Below are 20,015 nucleotides of genomic sequence, written 5' to 3' on the forward strand. Positions count from 1 at the left end.
GTTGTTGTGTTGAACAATAAGAAAACGGCCCTTGGTAAAGGCCGTCTGTAAAAAACATTTTATCCTGCTGTATTGTTGTCCTAAATAGCGGACGAAGTATCCGGATTTGCCGGTATCACGTCAAGCTGAAGAGACGTCAGCAAGAAGGTAAAGCCCTGACTTGCCGACGACAGCAGAATGATTTTTCGTATTATTTTTTGCCTTTTATTTTGCGCCAGATACGGAATGGCAGGCGGAAAATAAAGCGGACAAACGTCACGGTGAAAATTGCCTCCAGCAAGGTCAGCACAAATGCCACTGCCGTATTCCAGCGTTCATCGCGACGGTGGAATTTCGCCACCATGCGGTCGCTGTTGATTTCTATACTGTCATAGAAAGTCGGCACCACCAGCAAGGTCAGCAACGTCGAGGTGATCGTACCGCCGATAATCGCGATCGCTAACGGACGGTAAAACTCGCCGCCTTCCCCCAGACCGATAGCGACTGGCAACATGCCAGCAATCAAAGCAAATGTCGTCATCAGAATCGGCCGCAGACGTTTTCGCCCGGCATACATCAGCGCTTCTTCGCGATCGAAACCTTCACGCTCACGTTCACGCGCGCAGTCCAGCAGCAGAATCGCATTCTTCGCCACCAGCCCCATCAGCATGATGATACCGATGAAGCTCATCAGATTGAGTGTGCCTTTGGTCAGCAACAGCGCCACCACCACACCGATCAGACTCAGAGGTAAAGACAGCATCACCGCAATCGGTGCCGTGAATGAGCCGAACTGCATGACGAGAATCAGGTACATGAGACCGATGCCCATCACCAATGCAATCCCCATCTCGCTGAACAATTCTTTCTGCGAGCGGGCTGCGCCGCCGAGTTCGAGGGCATAGCCGGAGGGGAAACTCATCGCTTTGGCGATTTTCAGCGCATCGGCAGTCACTTCACCAGCGGAACGCCCCTGCACGTTGGCGGACACCGCAATCATGCGTTTGCCGTCGTAATGCTGAATCTGCGATGGCCCTTTGCCCATCGTGATTTTCGCAATCTGCTCCAGCGGCACCATCTTGTCGCTGCCGGTAACGGAGATCGGCAAACGTTCGATGTTTTCCAGATTGACGCGATCACCCGGTTGCAAACGCACAGACACATCGCGCGTTTCGCCGGTAGGATCAACCCAGTCGCCAACTTCCACACCGGCAAACGCGACCCGCAATGCCTGCGCCGCATCGTTCACAGAAATACCCAGGGTATTCGCCAGTCCGCGATCCATTTCTATCTGTAATTCATCTTTCGGTTCTTGCTCAGATAAACCGACGTCAACTGCACCTTCCACTTTTCTGAGCTTGTCCATGAATTCATTGGCGATCGCCAACAGCTTGCGCGCATCCGGGCCTGAGAACTGTATCTGCACCGGCTTACCGCCGCCATTGTTCAGATCATCCTGCACCACGTATTCGGCACCGATGATGTTACCGACGAGTTTACGTAATTCAACAGCAATCTCTGCCGCAGAACGTTTGCGTTCCGTGCTTTTGCCAATATCGACATAGACGCGGCCACCACTCAGATTGACTGTACTGTTGGTTGCCTTGGTTTCTTTGATCGTGCGTGCGAGCTCTGCTGATTTTTCAACTTTCAGACGCGAGTATTCCAGACTGGAACTCGAAGGCGTGCGCACGTTCACAATCAGCATACCATTGTCCGCTGCCGGTAAAAAGCTGGAACCGCCCAGCGTGGCATGCAAGATAATCGCAACAACGAACGAGACACCCGCAATCACCGCCATCCAGACGCGATGATGCAAGGCCCACGCAATCACGTTACCGTAACGGTCTGACTGATGATCGAACCATTGATTGAATTTTGCCAGAACCAGACTGATCCCTTTTTTGGGCTTTTCATGATGTCCCGGTGGATCGCCCCAGTACGCCGACAACATAGGATCGAGCGTAAAGGAAATGAACAGACTGACCAGCACGGAAGATGCGACAGTCAGCGCAAACGGCCGGAACCACTCTCCGGAAACGCCGGGCATAAACGCGACAGGAATAAAAACAGCGATGATAGAAAACGTCGTCGCTGCAACGGCCAGCCCGATTTCTTTCGTCCCGTTACTTGCAGCAGTACGTCTGTCCACCCCCATTTCCATATGCCGGACGATGTTTTCACGCACGACAATCGCATCATCAATCAGCACACCGATCGCCAGCGATAATCCCAGCAAAGTCATGAAGTTTAGAGTGAAGCCGGATAACCAGATCGCAATAAATGCTGCCACAACCGAGGTCGGCAGACTCAGCGCGGTAATCAGCGTTGATCGCCAGGAATTAAGGAACACATACACTACGAAAATCGTCAGCACCGCACCGAAAATCAATGATTCGATGACGTTATTCAGACTGCTTTCAGCATCCTTACCGCCGTCCTGCGTGATTTCCATTTTGGTACCGGCTGGCAGCGTCTTATTGATTTCATCCACCATGCTGCGAATACGTTTCGCTACCGATACCGTACTCGCATCGCGTGAACGGGTCACCGAAATACCGACGTTAGGATTGCCATTACGGACACTGAAACCGCTGATTTCAGCAAAGCCATCGGCGATATCAGCGACCTGTGCCAGACGGATGATTTCACTGCCACGACGTTTTATCACGATCGCCTTAAAATCTTCCGGCGACTCTATCCTGCCGATCAGACGTATACTTTGTTCGTTGAGTTCACCTTTAACTTTACCTACCGGCGCGGTCGTATTCTGACTCTTTAGGGCGTTCACGACTTCTGCTACCGACACATTGTATTCACGCAGTTTTTGCGAATGCAGCAAGACACTCAGCTCGCGCTTGAGCGAACCATTGACAGTGACTGTCGCAACACCGTCGATGCCACGGAATTTTTCAGAAAATTCATCTTCGGCCTTGCGTGAAATCTCTGCATGCGTCAGCGTGCTCGAAGATAAAGCAATCTGCATGATGGGTTGTGCCGACGGATCTACCCTTTGCAACACTGGCTCGCGCATTTCCACCGGCAGTTTGTAGCGGACGCCGGCAATCGCGTTTCTCACCTCATCAGAGGCTTCCACCATGTTCTTGTTGAAGTTAAAGAAGATAACGATACTCGCGCTGCCTTCATAAGCAGTTGAGGTCAGCTTATCGACACCGGTGATACTCTGCAAAGATTTTTCTATGCGGTTAATCACTTCCCTTTCCACGGTTTCCGGTGACGCACCCGGATACGGCACGCTGACCACCAGCAAGGGCTGATCGACATCCGGAATCTGATTCACCTTGAGTTTTTTCAGGGCGAGTAAGCCCAGCGCCATCAATGCGATGATGATGACGATCATCGCTATCGGGCGTTTGATACTGAAATCGGATAAAAACATGGTTTATTTCCCCGCAGCTGCGGACGCTGCAGCAGGAGTGACTGCAACCGGAGTATTTTTAGGAACAGAAGCCACCATCTGCACTTTTTGTCCGTCTTTCAAGGTCGACAGCGGATTGCTGACCACCTTATCGCCATTCTGCAGGCCGCTGCGTACCACAAAATCGCCCCGACGCGGATCACGTTCACCGATACTGACACTGACTTTATTCAGAACACCGTCCTTAACGCGCCATGCGTAAGCCTTATCACCATCACGTACCAGCGCAGACCCCGGAATCATCAGCGTTTCTGTCGATGCGGCCTCTATCATGCCTTCCGCAAACAAACCCGATACGCGTGGCTGTTCGCCCTCGCCTAGGGTCACCAGCACCTCGACCTGGCGTGTCGTTGCGTTCGCCGCTAAATCGACGCGCTTCACTTTTCCTCTGAATTCCTGATTGCCATAGCCATTGACGCGGAAAGAGACTGCCTGCCCGATCTTGACGCTGGTGACTTTATCCGCCGACACCAATCCTTCAAAACGCATGCTGGTCGGATCGATGACTTTCACCAGTTCCTTACCGATTTGCGCGGTATCACCAGCCGACACTTTACGTTCGCTGACTACGCCATCAAACGGTGCGCGGACTTCGGTGCGTTGTAATTGCTGACGTGCCTGCACTGTGCGCGCCTTTGCGGCAACCAGATCGCTCTGCGTATTATTGCGGCGGATTTCGGCATCTTCGAGTTGTTGTGCCGACGCCATGCCAGATGCCCTGAGAGTTTTCAGGCGCTGCAACTGACGCTCGGCCTGATCAAACGTCTGCACCGCAGCGCGCTCGGCTTCCTGCGCAGAATGGAGGCTGTCTTTGATCGACGTGTCGTCCAGCCGCACCAGCGTATCACCACGCTTGACGGTTTCGCCGTTCTCTCTCAGCACCTGCAAAACAACCGAAGAAATTTCCGAACGCAGATCGGCTTTACGTTCCGGCTGAATCGAGCCGGTAATCACGGGGCCGGAAGACAGTGCGTTACTCTGTACCGTCGATAAATCCTCATTCGTCACCATCAGAGGTTTCTCGGCAGCCGCAGAGGCACTGGCCTTGGTCTGGTCGTCGCTCTTTTTGAACTTGCTGCAGCCAGTGAGGGCAAGCGCAATACTTAATACAATCAGACTGGGTCGCAACATAAGAAATCTCCGGAATACTCTCATTTTAAGAAGGCAGCTTAGACTGAAACTAAAGAAAAAAGGTTCAACGATTAAACCTGTCATGCAGAACATCGCAACACATGGAGCAGATCTGACTGAATCCGGAAAATCCGAGGCGACGCCTGGATCGGAGACAAAGATCAGATACAAGCAACAGGGTCAGCATCAACGCTTCGGCCCGGGAAAAATCCAGGCAATCACAATATTGTCAGTCAGTTTTTTAACATCCCGCGAATCACACTTGCATTCAATAAATGCGTAGTGAGGGATAGAAGCTGGCAGTATCCATGAGTCGCAAAGCTCTTGTCAATCAGACATTGCGTGTATGAAATAAGCGAAGCACAAGCCTTTGTACGGCTTGCTTTTCCCCTGCAAGTCCGGTAGGCTCCGGCCTCCTTTGCTTTTCCGTATTTGTTGTGCCAGCCTTTGTCAAATCTGCTCAAACTGCATCCCCGGCATCTCCAGCCGCCACCGTCACTGCTGCATCAGTCAACCCCGCTGCGACCGTTCTGATTGCCACCGATGTCTTTGGTATCACCCCTGCGGTACAGAGTCTGGTACGTCAGCTCTCAGTCAACGCCCTCATCATCAGCCCGTTTCAGGATACGGAACGACAGTTCCGTTCCGAGCAAGACGCATACCAGGCATTCATTGCAGAAGGCGGCGTCGCCCGCTATACAGAAAAACTTAATGCGATCCTGCAACAACGGAGCGGTCTGAAACACGCGATTGGTTTCAGTGCCGGCGCCAGTGCCTTGTGGATCAGCAGCCAGCACGAATTCGTGCGTTCATTACAGAACATGGTGCTGTTTTATGGTTCACGGATACGCGACCACCGTGAAATACGCCCCGTCTGTCCGGTACGCCTGATTTTTGCGGAGCAGGAAGCCGCTTTTGATCCGGCAGGACTGGTCAGCGATCTGCGCCAACGCGGTCATACGGCAGAACTCGCCAAAGCAACCCGGCATGGTTTCATGAATGCGTATTCCCGCGGTTGCTGCGTTAAATCGCAAACCCGATACTCCGCTGAATTATTCGCGCTGCTGCATCCGGCATCGGGTCAAGCCGCCGCCTGATTTCGCCTTATTTCATCTTCTCTTACTTCGCCGGACCTGTCTGACACCAGCGCAGTTGCTGCCTCAAACGCAGCATCGGCCGCATCTCAGTCACCGCGCCGTTGCTGTGGTTTGAGTAAATGCCGTCCGTCCCTTATACTTCCCGCCGCGTGACACAATCACCGCACCGCGCTTTTGATTGCATCAACCAGCAATCAGCAGCTTTTTTATTCAGTAACTGTTGTACCCGTTTTTATCCCTTTTTCATTCACTTTTTGCAGCCAGACACTGTTGCCTTATCAGGTTCACAGTCGCCCGCTGCGCGGAGCCATAAGCATGACCGCTTTTGTATTTAACGAAATCAACTTCGACAACCACGAACAGGTTGTCTTTGCCTCAGAAGAAAAATCCGGCCTGAAAGCCATTATCGCTGTACACAATACACATCTCGGCCCGGCAATGGGTGGCTGTCGTATGTGGAATTACGCCACAGAAGCAGAAGCAGTACGCGATGTATTGCGCCTCTCACGCGGCATGACTTATAAAAACGCCGTTGCCGGCCTGCCTATCGGCGGCGGTAAAAGCGTCATCATCGGCAACCCGAAAACAGATAAAACACCGGCTTTGTTTGAAGCCCTCGGCGAAGCACTGGAGCGCCTCGGCGGCCGCTATGTCACGGCAGAAGACGTTGGCACCAGCCCGGCAGATATGGCCAATGTCGCCAGCAAAACAAAATACGTTGCCGGTCTCGGCGACCGTGGCGATCCGTCACCATTTACCGCACTCGGCTGCTTCGTCGGCGCACAGGCGGCCATCAGACATCAGCTCAAACGCGACAGCTTTGACGGTCTGACCGTCGCACTGCAAGGTTTGGGTCATGTCGGTTACGACTACGCCCGCCGTCTGCATGCAGCAGGTGCAAAATTAGTCGTGGCAGATATCGATCAGGCTGCATTGCAACGCGCGCAAGACGAGCTGGGTGCAGAAGTCGTCGGCATTGATGCGATCTACGATGTGCAGGCCGACATTTATGCGCCTTGCGCTCTGGGTGCAACACTGAATCCGGATACATTGTCCCGCCTGAAAGCAAAGATCGTTGCGGGTGCCGCCAACAATCAGTTAGCCACCGCTGATATCGGTGAAGCCTGTCGCCAGAAGGGTATTTTGTATGCGCCGGATTTCGTCATCAATGCCGGCGGCATTATCAAAGTCTGCTACGAATACCTGAATACACCGGAAGATGGCATGGAAGCGCATGTACGTCGTATCGGCGACACGCTGACGGAAGTATTCACCCGCGCCGATGCAGAAGGCCTGCCAACCAGCGTGGTAGCTGATCGCATTGCAGAAGCAAAGTTTAAAAAATAAACCGACTGGCGACCGCCTGATTTGCGGATGCTATCTTGAGCGAGCCACCTGAATCATCAGGTGGCTTTTTTATGTGCGTTTCACAACTCCATTATCAGTGGGCAGGCCCCAAAAAAAAGCACCTGACATGGTACGCAGATACAAGCTCATTTTTCCGCTACCTTAGGCAGCAAACCTTCCAGTTGCGCAGGTAAAGATCCGGCGGAATCATAGTTCGACAGCACGATCATTGTGTATCCGCTGTCGAGGTACATTGCAACATCACCGGATACGCCACGCAGGCTGCCCGAATGTCCCGCTACTTTTCCGGCTGGGCTATTCCATATCTGAAAGCCTAAACCGTAGGGTCTGCCGCCCACGTTTTGGCCCTGGCTGTATTCCGTCAGATGTAATTGCAGCGTATCTTTTTTAATTAACTTCCCGCTCTGCAATGCGGTCGTAAAGCGCCATAAATCGTGAACAGTCGAGTAACCTGCACCGAATGGCAGCCCCCGCAAAGGAATATAAAAATTATTCTCTTTTGAAAAATCCGGCGCTTCCGGCGTAGAAAAATAACCAGTCGCCATGTTATCGACAGGCTCATCCCGGAAATAGCTGTCAGAATTCAGCATCCCCGCAGGTCGGTAGATATGCTCACGGATATAGCTGAAAAAATTTTCTCCTGACGCCTTCTGGATCACCAGACCTAATAAAAAATACCCTGTATTGCTATAGGAAAACCGGCTGCCCGGTTCGGCTTTCAGCGTGTCGCCTTGCAGTAAAGGTTTGTAATCGGCGAGTTCCCGCAAAAACAGCAATCTGATGTAAGGCGACTGAATGATCTGCTGCGACAGCATGTCTCCAAAGCCAGCGCGGTGTGACAACAACTGCCTTATCGTGACCTGATCCAGTACATTTTTGGGATACCAACCCACATCCACGTATTGACTCAACTTATCGTCGTAACTGAGTTTTCCTGCGTCCGCCAATTGCGCAATCGCGACGGCAGTCAGCATCTTTCCTATCGACGCGATATTAAATTTTGTGTCTATCGTATTCGCATAGTGGTAGCGCTTATTTGCCTGCCCGCAGGCGCCATCGGCGATGAGGCGCTCTCCATTCGCAATTAAGATCGCACCGGAAAACTGATTCTGCTGACATTTATCCTGAAGAAGTGCGCGGACATGATTCGCTAATTGTTTTTCCACCGGACTTAATAAGGCTGTTTGGTCCTGCGTCGCTGCAACTGCCGGTGTTGTTGATACCGCCTGAGCGACCACCTGCGCAGAAGAAAATGAAGATTCACTGAAAAATAAAACGGCTCCACTAACAACAAACAGCAGTTTTTTTATCCGCATGTGATCACCTTATTTTTCATGGAAAGAACAAGCAGCATTCATTCAACTACGAACTTAAAAAATAAGCAATATCGGCGCACTGGCATTTCACTACCTCTGTCGGGAGCTGAAAATGATAAAGCCGCCTGAAACGGGATTCAGGCGGCTTACCAGGTCTGCTCATTGACAGGACGGTGATTACGCTCGTTGTTCGGCCTCGCCTGTCGTCAATTCTGCGTCGCTGTTAAACACGTTCATATCAGTTTCACCCAATACTCGACTGGTGATCGTCCCCGCTGTCATTGCACCGCTGACATTCAATGCCGTGCGCCCCATATCAATTAAGGGTTCCACGGAAATCAACAGTCCCGCTAATGCGACTGGCAGATTCATCGTGGAAAGAACGATCAGCGCAGCGAAGGTCGCGCCACCACCAACACCGGCCACGCCGATCGAGCCTATCGTGACGATCGCGATGAGCTGCGCGATAAAGCTGAAGGTAAATGGATCGATGCCCACCGTTGGCGCGATCATAATTGCCAGCATCGCAGGATAGATTCCGGCACAGCCGTTCTGACCTATCGTTGCGCCGAACGAGGCAGCGAAATTCGCGATGCCTTCCGGCGTCCCCAGGCGCTGGGTCTGGGTTTGTACATTCATAGGAATGGTACCCATGCTGGTGCGCGAAGTGAATGCGAACGCCAGTACCGGAAATATCTTTTTAGCGAACTTCAGAGGATTCAGCCCGGCACCGGCAATCAGACATAAATGCACACAAAACATCAGTAACAGCGCGCTGTACGATGCGACGACAAAGTTAATCAACTTCAGAATATCGGCATAACTCGATTCCGCCACAACCATCGCTATTAAAGCAAAAATGCCATACGGTGTCAGACGCAGCACCATGGAAACCAGGCGCATGACGATAGCGTGGGCAACGTCGACAAACTGGGTGAATGATGCAAACAGCAAAGGTTTGCTTGCAGCGATACCGGTCGCAGAAAGGCCGATGAAAATCGAAAAAATCACGACCGCTATCGTCGATGTTTTACGTGCGCCGGTGATATCCAGAAACGGATTCGTCGGTATAAAACTCAGAAGCAAACTTGGCAGGCTGATCGCTTTTGCGTTTGCCAGCGTGCCTTGCAGATATTCGCCGCGCGCGACTTCGGCAGCGGTTGAACTCAGGCCAACGGCAGTCAGGCCAAAGAATTTGGCCATCATAATACCAATGCCCGCTGCAACCGCTGTCGTTGCCAGCAAGGTGCCTATGGTCAAGGCACTGATTTTACCCAGCTCACTGGCACCATTCAGTTTCAGAATCGCACCGACGATCGACACCATAATCAGCGGCATCACGATCATCTGTAACAGCTTGACGTAACCAGTGCCAACGATGTCGAGATAAGCATTGGTCGTGGTAATAATCGCTGCGGTACTGGCATCACCGCTATACAACAGATGCATCGCTGCACCCAGCAATACACCCAGTACCAGGCCGGTCAGCACGCGTACTGTGAACGTTGCCTCCCTGCGCTGCTGCCGGTACATCAATCCGCCTATCGCCACAGCGATGGCCAGATTAATCAAAACAAAGATGGTGGAATAAGTAGCGATCGGACCGATCATGAACTTGCCTCTGTCTAAATGAAATGAAGTGAAAAGCAGTGACGGATAGGCCACTCAGCATGTGAAGATTTTTCGATAAAAAATCAATGACTCCTGCGATTATACTTGGCAACGATAAAGTCACTGCATGGTGGCGATGTCGCCACGAGAGCGCAGGTATCAAAGCGCATTGCGAAAGCGTTCCGCTACAAATACACTGAGCGTCTTGCTGCAAAGCAGCCCTACTGATTAACTCTGACGCCTGAGAAGGATACTGCCAATGACGATCTTGCTTACCCCGCGCCTGCAATTGACTCCTATGGACGACAGTCATTTCGACGGTTTGTTCGCAATGAACAGCGATATCGAAGTGATGCGCTACATTACCGGAAAGCCGGATACACCCGCCGACACGCAAGCGATGATCGATCGCGTCAAAGCGCGCTGGAAAGAATACGGATTTTCCTGGTGGTCTTTTTTTGACAGAGACAGCGGTCAGTTAGTCGGTGCTGGTTGCATCCAGCATCTGGGGCGCGATCCGGCAAATCCACTGGAAGCAGGCTGGCGATTAAGACGTGACCGCTGGGGCAACGGCTATGCGTCGGAAGCAGCCAGAGCAATGGCTGGTTTTGCTTTTGACACACTGAACGCGCCCTTATTATGTGCCGTCTGCCATCCGGATAATCATGCGTCTGCTCATGTCATGAAAAAACTCGGCATGCAGTTTAAAGCGACTGAATCCTGGTATGACATGCAAGTCGCCGTCTATGATATGCCGCGTGAAGCCTGGTACGCCGACAGCGCGGCTGGTGATCGCGCAAACTGACTCCGCATAAAGGCGACATCAGTGAGGTTGTCGCCTGCTCTTGAACCCCGGCCCATCAACATCCGGGGTGCATCATTTTTCTCACACACCTGCACGTCAACTTTCTTCCGTCTTCTGCATGCTGCGGATGAAAAACAGCGCCGGCAAGGTTACGCTGTTTATGCTGTCGCTTCGTGCCCCTGTTCGCCACACATTGTCCGCGGAGTGTTGCGCTGGTTCTGTTTTATTTAAACTTTTTCATTTCATTAAAACAACTTCTCTCTTAAAATTGCTTTTATGATCAGGCGGGCGAATGTCGGAGTCAGACACTAAGGTATCTTGCATGACGCATCGTTTTCTGATCGACAGGTATTCGTGGCGCATCACCGGCGTCGTCACTGCGCCGGCTTACAAATCAAGGAGAAAAAATGAGTATGGTGTTTTGCCGCGGCTGCGGTAAGGAAATTCATGAAACCGCGCTGACCTGCCCCCACTGCGGTGCGCCACAGGGAACGCCGCAAGAGACGAGCAAATCGGACAAACGGATACTGCCTGCAGCATTGCTGTGCTTTTTCTTAGGCGTCTTTGGCATACACCGGTTTTATGTCGGAAAAATCGGCACCGGTATTTTGCAGCTGCTGACGTTTGGCGGACTTGGTATCTGGGCGCTGATCGATTTCATCATGATCGTCGTCGGCAGCTTTACGGATAAAGACGGTAATACCATCAATCTCTGGACCTGATATCAAGGGCGAGTCTCAACCACAATAAAACCGCACGGATGCTCTGGCTGTATGCCAGCTGAAAAAGATGTGCAGAACACTCCATCTGAAAAGGAAGAATATGAGCATGGTATTTTGCCGCGGCTGCGGTAAAGAAATTCACGAAACTGCTGCAACCTGTCCGCATTGCGGCGCACAGCAAATTTTATCCACACCTGCAGCGGCGAACGTTGCCGGTGATGAAGTTCAGGCGTTCGACTGGTATGTCGCTGTACTCAGAAATTATGCCGGTTTCAGTGGCCGTGCACGTCGCAAAGAATACTGGTTCTTTTTCCTGTTTAACATCCTGATCAGTATGGGTTTAGGTCTGGTCGATGGCATCACGGGCAGTTCAAATATTTCATCAGGTATGGGATTTCTCGGTGGTCTTTATGCACTAGGTACATTCATCCCTGCCATTGCAGTTACCATGCGCCGTCTGCATGATACCAACCGCAGTGGCTGGTGGATGCTGATCGCACTCGTTCCTGTCGCCGGCATCATCGTGCTGCTGGTGTTCCTCGCGAGCGAAGGTCAAAAAACAGAAAACCGTTACGGTGCTCCGGTCAAATAAGCCGCCTGGCGTCTTCAAAAAAGATCATCAGGTGCTGACCTGATCGTCGATGCGAATAAAAAAGCGACATCACTAACGATGTCGCTTTTTGTTTTTTCCGGTGTTTCTGATCGCCAGTAAATTTTACGAACCAGATGCTGGCGGACGTGGTTTCAATTCAAATCCCTCACAAGGTTTGCCTGATGCTTCGATAATTTCCGTTAGAGGCTGACGCTGACTTTTGATGCCGAACATGCGGCATCCGTACATGAAATTCACATCATGCGTAATGTAGTAATGCACGCATAAGCGGCAGTTTTGCTGTATCGGTTTATTCGTTTCAGACATCATGCTCGGAATAGTAACAACAGTACACCGTCAGCGGCATCCTGTGCACAGCTGCCTGCAGCGGCTCTGCAGGCTGAAATAATACTCCCCCCAGTATATTAAATCGTCCTTTGTTTATGCTGACGATAGACGCATTTTTACAAAATCAGGGGGGAGTATGCTGATTTCATGAAAAATCATCTCCTGCATCAGATCCCACCGGGAATCATGGTGACGGTACTGCAGCTGCTGCCACTGTCGTGTTTCGCGCTGACGCCTGCAATGCCAGCCAGCGCTGATACACTAGCAACGCGACATGCGCATCATTCGCCGCATAGCTGATCTGCTTGTCCGTCAATGGCTGCTGCGCCCAGTTCGAGGTCGAGGTCTTCTTTGATTTCGATAACTGCATGCCGAAAAATTTTGCCACCGCCGCTTTGGCCCCCATATCCTGATGACGATTCACACGCAAGGCCTTGGCCAGATCGAGCACATTCGTCGTCGTGATATTCAGTTTGCTTTTCAAATGACGCAGATCGTCGCTCAAGCCGAAACCGACTTTCAGTATATGCGGCGCTTCGAGAGCTGCTTTGACGACATCGATATTCACCGTCTGCACAACCGGAAAAAGAAAGGCCTCGGTTTCGGTCGCGAGCTGGATCAGATGCGGCCCCTGATGACGCTGGCCTTTTTGAAAGACAGGTTTGGTTTCAGTATCAAAGCCGAGCACGCTGACCTGTGACAGATGCCGGTGCGCAAATGCGGCGCTGACAGTATCGGTGACGATATGAATGTTGGCTGGGTCGATACCCGGATAGAGCGGCAGGCTGGATTCCTGTTCTGACATCATGAAATAAGCGGAAGTGAATGACGGAATGGCTGCCAGTCTACCCCAGTAACGACCTCATGTCGCATCAGGGATGTGCTGCGTTTCATTATGCACATCCTGCCGCCGGCGCGCGGGATGAATTGCATGTGTGGCGAGCGAGATCATTAAAGACTGGCCATCCGGCAGCGTGACGGCCATTTTTTCACAGCCGTTATGCTGAAAATGATAAATCGTCAGATCACCGACGGCGCGCGAATTCTGTATATCGGCATCGACCAGAATTTCAGCCAGAGTATTGGCGGCACCGACATGCCACAACAGCTGATTAGTCAGCACTTTACTCATGACTCACTCCTCCGGACGCCGCGCCTGATTTTTCAGCACAAAAGCGGCAAATGCGGAAGCATCCACCGGTTTGGAAAAATAATATCCCTGCACCTGCGTGCAGCGCATTTCTCTGAGCAGAGCAGCCTGCTCCTCTTTTTCAACACCTTCCGCCACCACGTTCAGGCCCAGACTCAGCCCCATGGCAATGATCGCGCCGGCAATCGCAGCATCATCCGGATTCACATGAATATCATTGATAAATGATTTATCGATCTTCAGCTCATCAATCGGAAAACGGCGCAGATAAGACAAACTGGAATATCCTGTGCCGAAATCATCGAGTGAAATCGACAAGCCCAGATTTTTCAAAGAACGCAAGGTCATCAGGGTGCTGCTGACATCCTGCATCACCATGCTCTCGGTCAGTTCCAGTGTGACGGCGTGAGGATCAACGCCGCTGCGCTGAATAATATTGGCCACGCGTTCAGCAAGATCATCTTGCCGGAACTGGCGTGACGACATGTTCACCGCAATCTTGAGCGCGCCCAGACCATTATTCAGCCAGATAACCTGCTGACGACAGGCTTCATTCAGCACCCATTCACCGAGCGGCAAAATGAGGCCGGTTTCTTCAGCCAGCGGGATGAATTCTATCGGATGGATCAGCCCTATCTGCGGGTGATACCAGCGCACCAGCGCTTCCGCGCCGATGACTAATCCGGTTTTAAGATCAATTTTCGGCTGGTAATGCAGGGCAAATTCGGCGCGTTCCAGACCACGCCGCATCGCGCTTTCCATGTTCAGGCGACTGATCGCAGTAACGCCCATTTCTGGAATAAACTGACGCACGCTGTTACGCCCGTGCTCTTTGACGCGGTACATCGCAATATCGGCATAACGCAGCAGAATTTCGCCATGATCACCATCACGCGGATACACCGATACGCCGATACTGGCAGTGACAAAAACTTCTCTGCCATTGATGTGCATGGGGCGGGACAGGGCATGCATGATTTTTTCTGAAATCGCTTCCACGTCATCGCTCTCAGGCAAATCCGTCAACACGATCACGAATTCATCACCACCGAGACGCGCAACCGTATCAGTGTCACGCACACACAGATTCAGCCGTTGCGCGACTTGTTTCAGCATTTCATCTCCGGCGCCATGACCGGAAGCATCATTGATCAGTTTGAAATGATCAAGATCCAGCAGCAGCAAACCCACATGCAGATTCTGACGTTTGGCCCAGGCAATCGCCTGAGAAATGCGGTCATTCAGCAGATTGCGGTTCGCCAGCCCGGTCAGGCTGTCATGCGTCGCCTGATATTCGAGTTCTTTCTGATAATTAACGCGCTCGCTGACATCATTGATCACGCTGACGAAATGGGTCGTCACCGCACCCGCAGCATCCTTGACCGGGGAAATCCGCAACTCATTCCAGAACTGCGAGCCGTCTTTGCGATAATTTCTCAGCAAAGCGCGCCCCTCGCGCCGCTCACGCAGCGCAGAACGGATTTCTTCCAGATCCGGCTGCGCCAGATCGTCACGCACCAGAAAGCGCCCTTCACGCCCGATCACTTCGTCGGCGTGATAACCGGTGATCCGTTCAAACGCAGGATTCACATAAACAATGGAATGGTCGGTCTCGTCACTACGGGTGATCATGATGCCATTGCTGCTCGACACCAGCGCCTGCTCCCGCAATAACAATGCCTGCTCGACCTCCTGCAATTGAAACTGTTTATCGGAGATATCCTGACGCACGGCAACCAGATGCGTGACCTGTCCCAGTTCATTGCATAAAGGGCTGACGAGCTGGCGCTCCCAGTACAGATGCCCATCAAAATGCCGGCTCTGCACATCGCCATGCCAGTGCTCTCCGTGCCTGAGCGCCAGAAATGCCTGCATGTGCTGCTGGTCGCTGGCGGCACCGTTATTCCACAGTACGTGGGTTTTCCTGATTTCGTTGAGGCTGAAACCAGAGATGCGGGTATAACTGGCATTGCAGTATTCCAACTCGCCGGCAGCATTCGTAATCAGTATCGCATACGGGCTCTGATGCACCGACAGCGCCAGTAACTCAAGATTATTTTGCAGGTCATGGTGATCCTGGGTAGTCAGCAGTGCACGTACCGCTGTGACCAGCTCGTCTGCAAAGCGCGTCAATATTTTCCGGTGTTCCGCTGCTTCATGCAGTTCAAATGGTGCCCTGACGGACAGTTTCAGATGCATCTGCGGCGCGATATTGAAATCCAGCACCAGCGCATGGATGCCGTCACGCTCATCCTCGGGAGGAGTAAATGATAAATCCGCTGTCCGTGTTGACGTCGCTTCAAAACGCGATGTCTGACCGTTATTGTCAAAAAAAATTTCAGTATGCGAATAGCCTGCCCGCAATACCATTATCTTGCAAAATCCTTCCAGCAATCCGGGTAAATCTTCCGGATACCAGAGACAATCCGTCAGCTCTCCCAGCAGCAGATACCAGTTTTCCAACCTTTGCGACTCTTCGTCCAAAGAATTTGCGCGGCCTGTTATGTCCATCAGCTACATCGCTCCCCTCAATCATCGTGAAATCTGCGAGAAGATTTTTATACCTCGTTAAAAACATTAACGCAATATAAACATTGATCTGAGGAACGAAAAGTCCGCGGGACGAGGTTTCACGTTGCAGCAATGTGTCGCCTAGTCTGAGCGGATGACATTCCTGCCCCCATTTCTAGGTTAAAATCTAGGGTTTAGCAAACACTACACCTCGCGCCGCCCCGGCTGCGATAAAGGCAGACAGCACGATGCTCACATTTCAACAAATCATCCTGACATTACAAGATTACTGGGACAAACAAGGCTGCGCCTTGTTGCAACCTTACGATATGGAAGTCGGTGCAGGGACATCGCACACCGGTACTTTTTTACGTGCTATCGGCCCGGAACCCTGGCGCGCTGCGTACGTACAGCCTTCACGCCGCCCGAAAGATGGCCGCTATGGCGAAAATCCGAATCGTCTGCAGCACTACTATCAGTATCAGGTGGTATTGAAACCGGCACCGGAAAACATTCTTGATCTGTATCTTGGCTCGCTTAAAGCACTGGGACTGGATTTACAGCAAAACGATATCCGCTTTGTTGAAGATGACTGGGAAAACCCGACGCTGGGCGCCTGGGGTCTGGGCTGGGAAGTTTGGCTCAACGGTATGGAAGTCACACAATTCACCTACTTCCAGCAGGTCGGTGGTCTGGATTGCAAGCCGATTCTGGGCGAAATCACTTACGGTATTGAACGTCTGGCGATGTATCTGCAAGGCGTGGAAAATGTCTATGACCTGGTCTGGACCGAGCGCGAAGAAAACGGTAAAACCGTGCGTCTGTCTTATGGTGATGTGTTCCATCAGAATGAAGTTGAGCAATCGACCTTCAACTTTGAATATTCGAATACTGATTTTCTGTTTTCTCTTTTCACCAACTACGAAGCAGAAGCCAAGCGCCTGCTGGAAGTGACAGAAAAATCACTGGCTCTGCCTGCTTACGAAATGATTCTGAAAGCCGCACACACATTCAATCTGCTCGATGCACGCGGGGCGATTTCGGTGACAGAGCGTGCCGCGTATATTGGCCGCATCCGTAATCTGTCGCGTGCAGTTGCAGCCGCCTATTACGCGTCGCGCGAAGCGCTCGGCTTCCCTATGTGCGCCGCTGATGATAAGCATAAACCTGTCGCCTGAAACCTGAACGCGCAGACGCCTTCCATAATTTCGGATGCCGGTTGCTGACCGGTATGCAGGAAAGAAAAACATGAACCAAACACTGTTAGTTGAATTATTTACAGAAGAACTGCCACCAAAAGCGCTGGCAAAACTCGGCGAAGCGTTTGCCGCTGGCATCGTGAACGGCCTGAAATCGCGCGATTTTCTGGAAGCGGATTCCGTCGCCACCAGCTACGCTTCACCGCGTCGTCTGGCCGTCAGCATCACGCGTGTACGCGCGACGTCGCCGGATATACAAATCCGCGAAAAAGTGCTGCCGGTTTCTGTCGCCATGGATGCCGCCGGTCAGCCGACGGCGCCACTGGCAAAGAAACTCGCAGCAATGGGTTTCGCTGATTTACAGATCAGTGATCTGGAGCGCGCGGCCGACGGCAAAGCAGAGAGTTTTTTCTATACCTACACATCTGCCGGCTCTGCGCTGGCGCCGGCTTTACAAACAGCGCTGGAAGAATCCATCGCTAAATTGCCGATTCCTAAAGTGATGAGTTATCAGCGTCCGGATGGCGATACCGTGCATTTTGTGCGTCCGGTACATAAAATCATCGCTCTGCACGGCGCAGATATTATCCCCCTGTCCGTTCTTGGTCTGAACAGCGACCGGATCACCAAAGGTCATCGTTTCCTGTCTGCAGGCGAAGTCAGTATTACGCATGCCGACAATTACGCTACCGAGCTGAAAACAGTAGGCAAAGTGATTGCCAGCGTCAGCGAACGTAAAGAACAAATCCGCTCCGCGCTGTTGGCAAAAGCGGGCGCCGATCTGGTGCTGATGCCGGAATCGTTGCTGGATGAAGTCACAGCGCTGGTCGAATGGCCGGTCGTGTATGAATGTCATTTCGAAGAGGAATTTCTGGCAGTTCCGCAGGAATGTCTGATTCTGACAATGCAAACCAATCAGAAATATTTTGCGCTGACCGATGCGAACGGCAAACTGCGCTCACGCTTTCTGATCGTCTCGAATCTGGAAACAGCAACACCGGAACACATCATCCAGGGCAATGAGCGCGTGGTGCGTCCACGCTTGTCGGATGCGAAATTTTTCTTTGAGCAAGACAAGAAAAAAACGCTGGCATCACGCCTGCCTCTGCTGGCGAATGTGGTGTATCACAACAAACTGGGTTCACAAGCCGAGCGCACAGAGCGGGTCAAAACACTGGCCGGAAAAATCGCAGCCACGCTGCATAGCGACATTGCACTGGCCGAGCGTGCAGCCTTGCTGGCAAAAACAGATCTGCTGACCGACATGGTCGGCGAATTCCCTGAACTGCAAGGCATTATGGGCACCTATTACGCCCTGCACGATGGCGAACATGCTGACGTCGCGGCGGCTGCTTCCGAGCATTATCAACCGCGCTTCTCTGGTGATGCATTGCCGCTGACAGCAACCGGCACCGCCGTTGCGCTGGCCGATAAACTGGAAACCCTGGTCGGCATCTGGGGCATCGGTCTGCAACCAACAGGTGACCGTGACCCGTTTGCACTGCGTCGCCATGCGCTCGGCATTTTGCGCATGCTGGTCGAAAAACGCCTGCCCTTGTCTTTATCTGCCTTGCTGGCAGATGCAGTTGCCTTGTTTACAGGTAACAGCCAGTTCAAAGATCCGGGCGCAGAGGTATTGAATTTCCTGTTTGACCGTCTGCGTGGTCAGTTGCGTGAACGTGGTTTTGCACAAAACGAAGTTGAAGCAGTCGTCGCTCAAAATCCGGATACGCTGGACAACATCGTTGAACGTTTACAAGCGGTACAGGCATTTGCGGCTTTGCCGGAATCGGTCTCGCTGGCGGCGGCAAATAAACGTATCACCAATATCCTGAAAAAAGCCGAAGGCACTCCGGGCGCAGTGAACGCAGCCTTATTACAGGAAACAGCTGAACAAGCGCTGGCGAAAGCAATGGCCGATGTGAAACCACAAGTTGATGCAGCCTTTGCCAAAGGCGACTTTACTGCTGCGCTGAAAACACTGGCCGCCTTGCGTGCTGAAGTCGACAGTTTCTTTAACGATGTGATGGTGAATGCGGAAGACCCGGCATTGCGGAATAATCGTTTAGCGCTGTTGTCCAGTCTGCATGGCATGCTGAATCAGGTTGCTGACATTTCCAAACTCGCTGCTTAAGAATGACGTCTAAGGATTTGCCGATGAAACTCATTATTCTCGACCGTGATGGCGTCATCAATCATGATTCCGATGCTTTCATCAAGTCGCCGGATGAATGGGTGCCTATCCCCGGTTCACTGCAAGCGATCGCCCGCCTGAATCAGGCGGGTTATCGCGTGGTCGTGGCGACCAATCAGTCTGGTATCGGACGCAAGCTGTTTGACATGACCACGCTCAATGCGATTCACCAGAAGATGCATGCGGCAGCACAGCAAGTCGGCGCGACAATTGACGCTGTCTTTTTCTGCCCGCATATGGCTGATGATAATTGTGACTGCCGCAAACCTAAGCCCGGTATGTTGCAGGAAATTGCCCGTCGCTATGAAGTGAATCTGAAAGGCGTGCATACGATTGGCGATTCCTTACGCGACCTGCAATCCGGCTTTGTGGTCGGCTGCATTCCTCATCTGGTGCTGACCGGTAAAGGCCGCAAGACGCAGGAAAAAGGCGGGCTGCCGCCGGGTACACACATTCATCCCGACCTCGCAACTGTGGTCGATCATTTGCTTGCCGCAAATCAAGCTGAGATCAAAACTGACATTAATATGGCGATCTGACTTTGCTGTCGGCC

Annotated in this window: 16 protein-coding genes; 8 read left to right on the forward strand and 8 right to left on the reverse strand. The window is 52.1% G+C overall.

All coding sequences use genetic code 11. The annotated features are described in order from the left end of the window. Nucleotides 1-190 precede the first annotated feature (190 nt). Both ACOTSW_RS04580 and ACOTSW_RS04585 read right to left on the reverse strand, forming a co-directional pair. Complete coding sequence (locus ACOTSW_RS04580) at nt 191-3,379, reverse strand: efflux RND transporter permease subunit (RefSeq protein WP_423681264.1); 3,189 nt, start codon at nt 3,377-3,379, stop codon at nt 191-193. A 3-nt stretch (nt 3,380-3,382) separates the two neighbouring features. Further along, nucleotides 3,383-4,549, reverse strand: coding sequence for an efflux RND transporter periplasmic adaptor subunit (locus ACOTSW_RS04585; protein ID WP_423681265.1), 1,167 nt, complete (start codon nt 4,547-4,549; stop codon nt 3,383-3,385). A gap of 437 nt (nt 4,550-4,986) precedes the next feature. Between ACOTSW_RS04585 and ACOTSW_RS04590 the strand changes: the two genes are divergently transcribed. Further along, nucleotides 4,987-5,646: a hypothetical protein gene (locus tag ACOTSW_RS04590; RefSeq protein WP_423681266.1), complete on the forward strand. Its 660-nt coding sequence runs from the start codon at nt 4,987-4,989 to the stop codon at nt 5,644-5,646. A gap of 315 nt (nt 5,647-5,961) precedes the next feature. Continuing rightward, nucleotides 5,962-6,993: a Leu/Phe/Val dehydrogenase gene (locus ACOTSW_RS04595; protein ID WP_423681267.1), complete on the forward strand. Its 1,032-nt coding sequence runs from the start codon at nt 5,962-5,964 to the stop codon at nt 6,991-6,993. Between the two features lie 146 nt (nt 6,994-7,139). Here ACOTSW_RS04595 and ACOTSW_RS04600 read toward each other — a convergent pair whose 3' ends face one another. Beyond that, entirely contained in the window at nt 7,140-8,330 is a 1,191-nt protein-coding gene (locus tag ACOTSW_RS04600; RefSeq protein WP_423681268.1) for a serine hydrolase domain-containing protein, read from the reverse strand. A gap of 177 nt (nt 8,331-8,507) precedes the next feature. Beyond that, the gene (locus ACOTSW_RS04605) at nt 8,508-9,941 is read right to left on the reverse strand and encodes an L-cystine transporter (RefSeq protein ID WP_423681269.1); all 1,434 of its coding nucleotides are present in this window, start codon (nt 9,939-9,941) and stop codon (nt 8,508-8,510) included. A gap of 259 nt (nt 9,942-10,200) precedes the next feature. On the opposite strand from ACOTSW_RS04605, the gene ACOTSW_RS04610 reads away from it, so the two are divergent. From ACOTSW_RS04610 to ACOTSW_RS04620, 3 genes are all read left to right on the forward strand, one after another. Beyond that, nucleotides 10,201-10,746: a GNAT family N-acetyltransferase gene (locus ACOTSW_RS04610; protein WP_423681270.1), complete on the forward strand. Its 546-nt coding sequence runs from the start codon at nt 10,201-10,203 to the stop codon at nt 10,744-10,746. A gap of 407 nt (nt 10,747-11,153) precedes the next feature. Continuing rightward, a complete protein-coding gene (locus tag ACOTSW_RS04615) occupies nt 11,154-11,468 on the forward strand; it encodes an NINE protein (RefSeq protein ID WP_423681271.1) in 315 nt (104 codons plus the stop codon). 100 nt (nt 11,469-11,568) lie between these two features. After that, on the forward strand, nt 11,569-12,060 hold the full coding sequence (locus ACOTSW_RS04620) for a DUF805 domain-containing protein (protein ID WP_423681272.1): 492 nt from the start codon (nt 11,569-11,571) through the stop codon (nt 12,058-12,060). A 123-nt stretch (nt 12,061-12,183) separates the two neighbouring features. Here ACOTSW_RS04620 and ACOTSW_RS04625 read toward each other — a convergent pair whose 3' ends face one another. The 4 genes from ACOTSW_RS04625 to ACOTSW_RS04640 form a co-directional block, all read right to left on the reverse strand. Continuing rightward, entirely contained in the window at nt 12,184-12,387 is a 204-nt protein-coding gene (locus ACOTSW_RS04625; RefSeq protein WP_423681273.1) for a hypothetical protein, read from the reverse strand. Nucleotides 12,388-12,592: 205 nt separating this feature from the next. After that, entirely contained in the window at nt 12,593-13,213 is a 621-nt protein-coding gene (locus ACOTSW_RS04630; protein WP_423681274.1) for a 3'-5' exonuclease, read from the reverse strand. A gap of 57 nt (nt 13,214-13,270) precedes the next feature. After that, nucleotides 13,271-13,540 (reverse strand): hypothetical protein, encoded by a 270-nt coding sequence (locus ACOTSW_RS04635; protein WP_423681275.1) that lies wholly within the window; start codon nt 13,538-13,540, stop codon nt 13,271-13,273. 3 nt (nt 13,541-13,543) lie between these two features. After that, complete coding sequence (locus ACOTSW_RS04640; protein ID WP_423681276.1) at nt 13,544-16,069, reverse strand: putative bifunctional diguanylate cyclase/phosphodiesterase; 2,526 nt, start codon at nt 16,067-16,069, stop codon at nt 13,544-13,546. 248 nt (nt 16,070-16,317) lie between these two features. Here ACOTSW_RS04640 and glyQ point away from each other — a divergent pair, with 248 nt between their 5' ends. The 3 genes from glyQ to gmhB all read left to right on the forward strand — a co-directional run bounded on the left by glyQ (nt 16,318) and on the right by gmhB (nt 20,001). Beyond that, nucleotides 16,318-17,247, forward strand: coding sequence for a glycine--tRNA ligase subunit alpha (glyQ, locus tag ACOTSW_RS04645; protein WP_423681277.1), 930 nt, complete (start codon nt 16,318-16,320; stop codon nt 17,245-17,247). Nucleotides 17,248-17,317: 70 nt separating this feature from the next. After that, nucleotides 17,318-19,402, forward strand: coding sequence for a glycine--tRNA ligase subunit beta (gene glyS, locus ACOTSW_RS04650; RefSeq protein ID WP_423681278.1), 2,085 nt, complete (start codon nt 17,318-17,320; stop codon nt 19,400-19,402). Nucleotides 19,403-19,425: 23 nt separating this feature from the next. Next, the gene (gene gmhB / locus ACOTSW_RS04655) at nt 19,426-20,001 is read left to right on the forward strand and encodes a D-glycero-beta-D-manno-heptose 1,7-bisphosphate 7-phosphatase (protein ID WP_423681279.1); all 576 of its coding nucleotides are present in this window, start codon (nt 19,426-19,428) and stop codon (nt 19,999-20,001) included. Nucleotides 20,002-20,015 lie beyond the last annotated feature (14 nt).

The organism is Undibacterium sp. WLHG33 (genome assembly GCF_049544815.1).
In the GTDB taxonomy this organism is placed as follows: domain Bacteria; phylum Pseudomonadota; class Gammaproteobacteria; order Burkholderiales; family Burkholderiaceae_D; genus Undibacterium.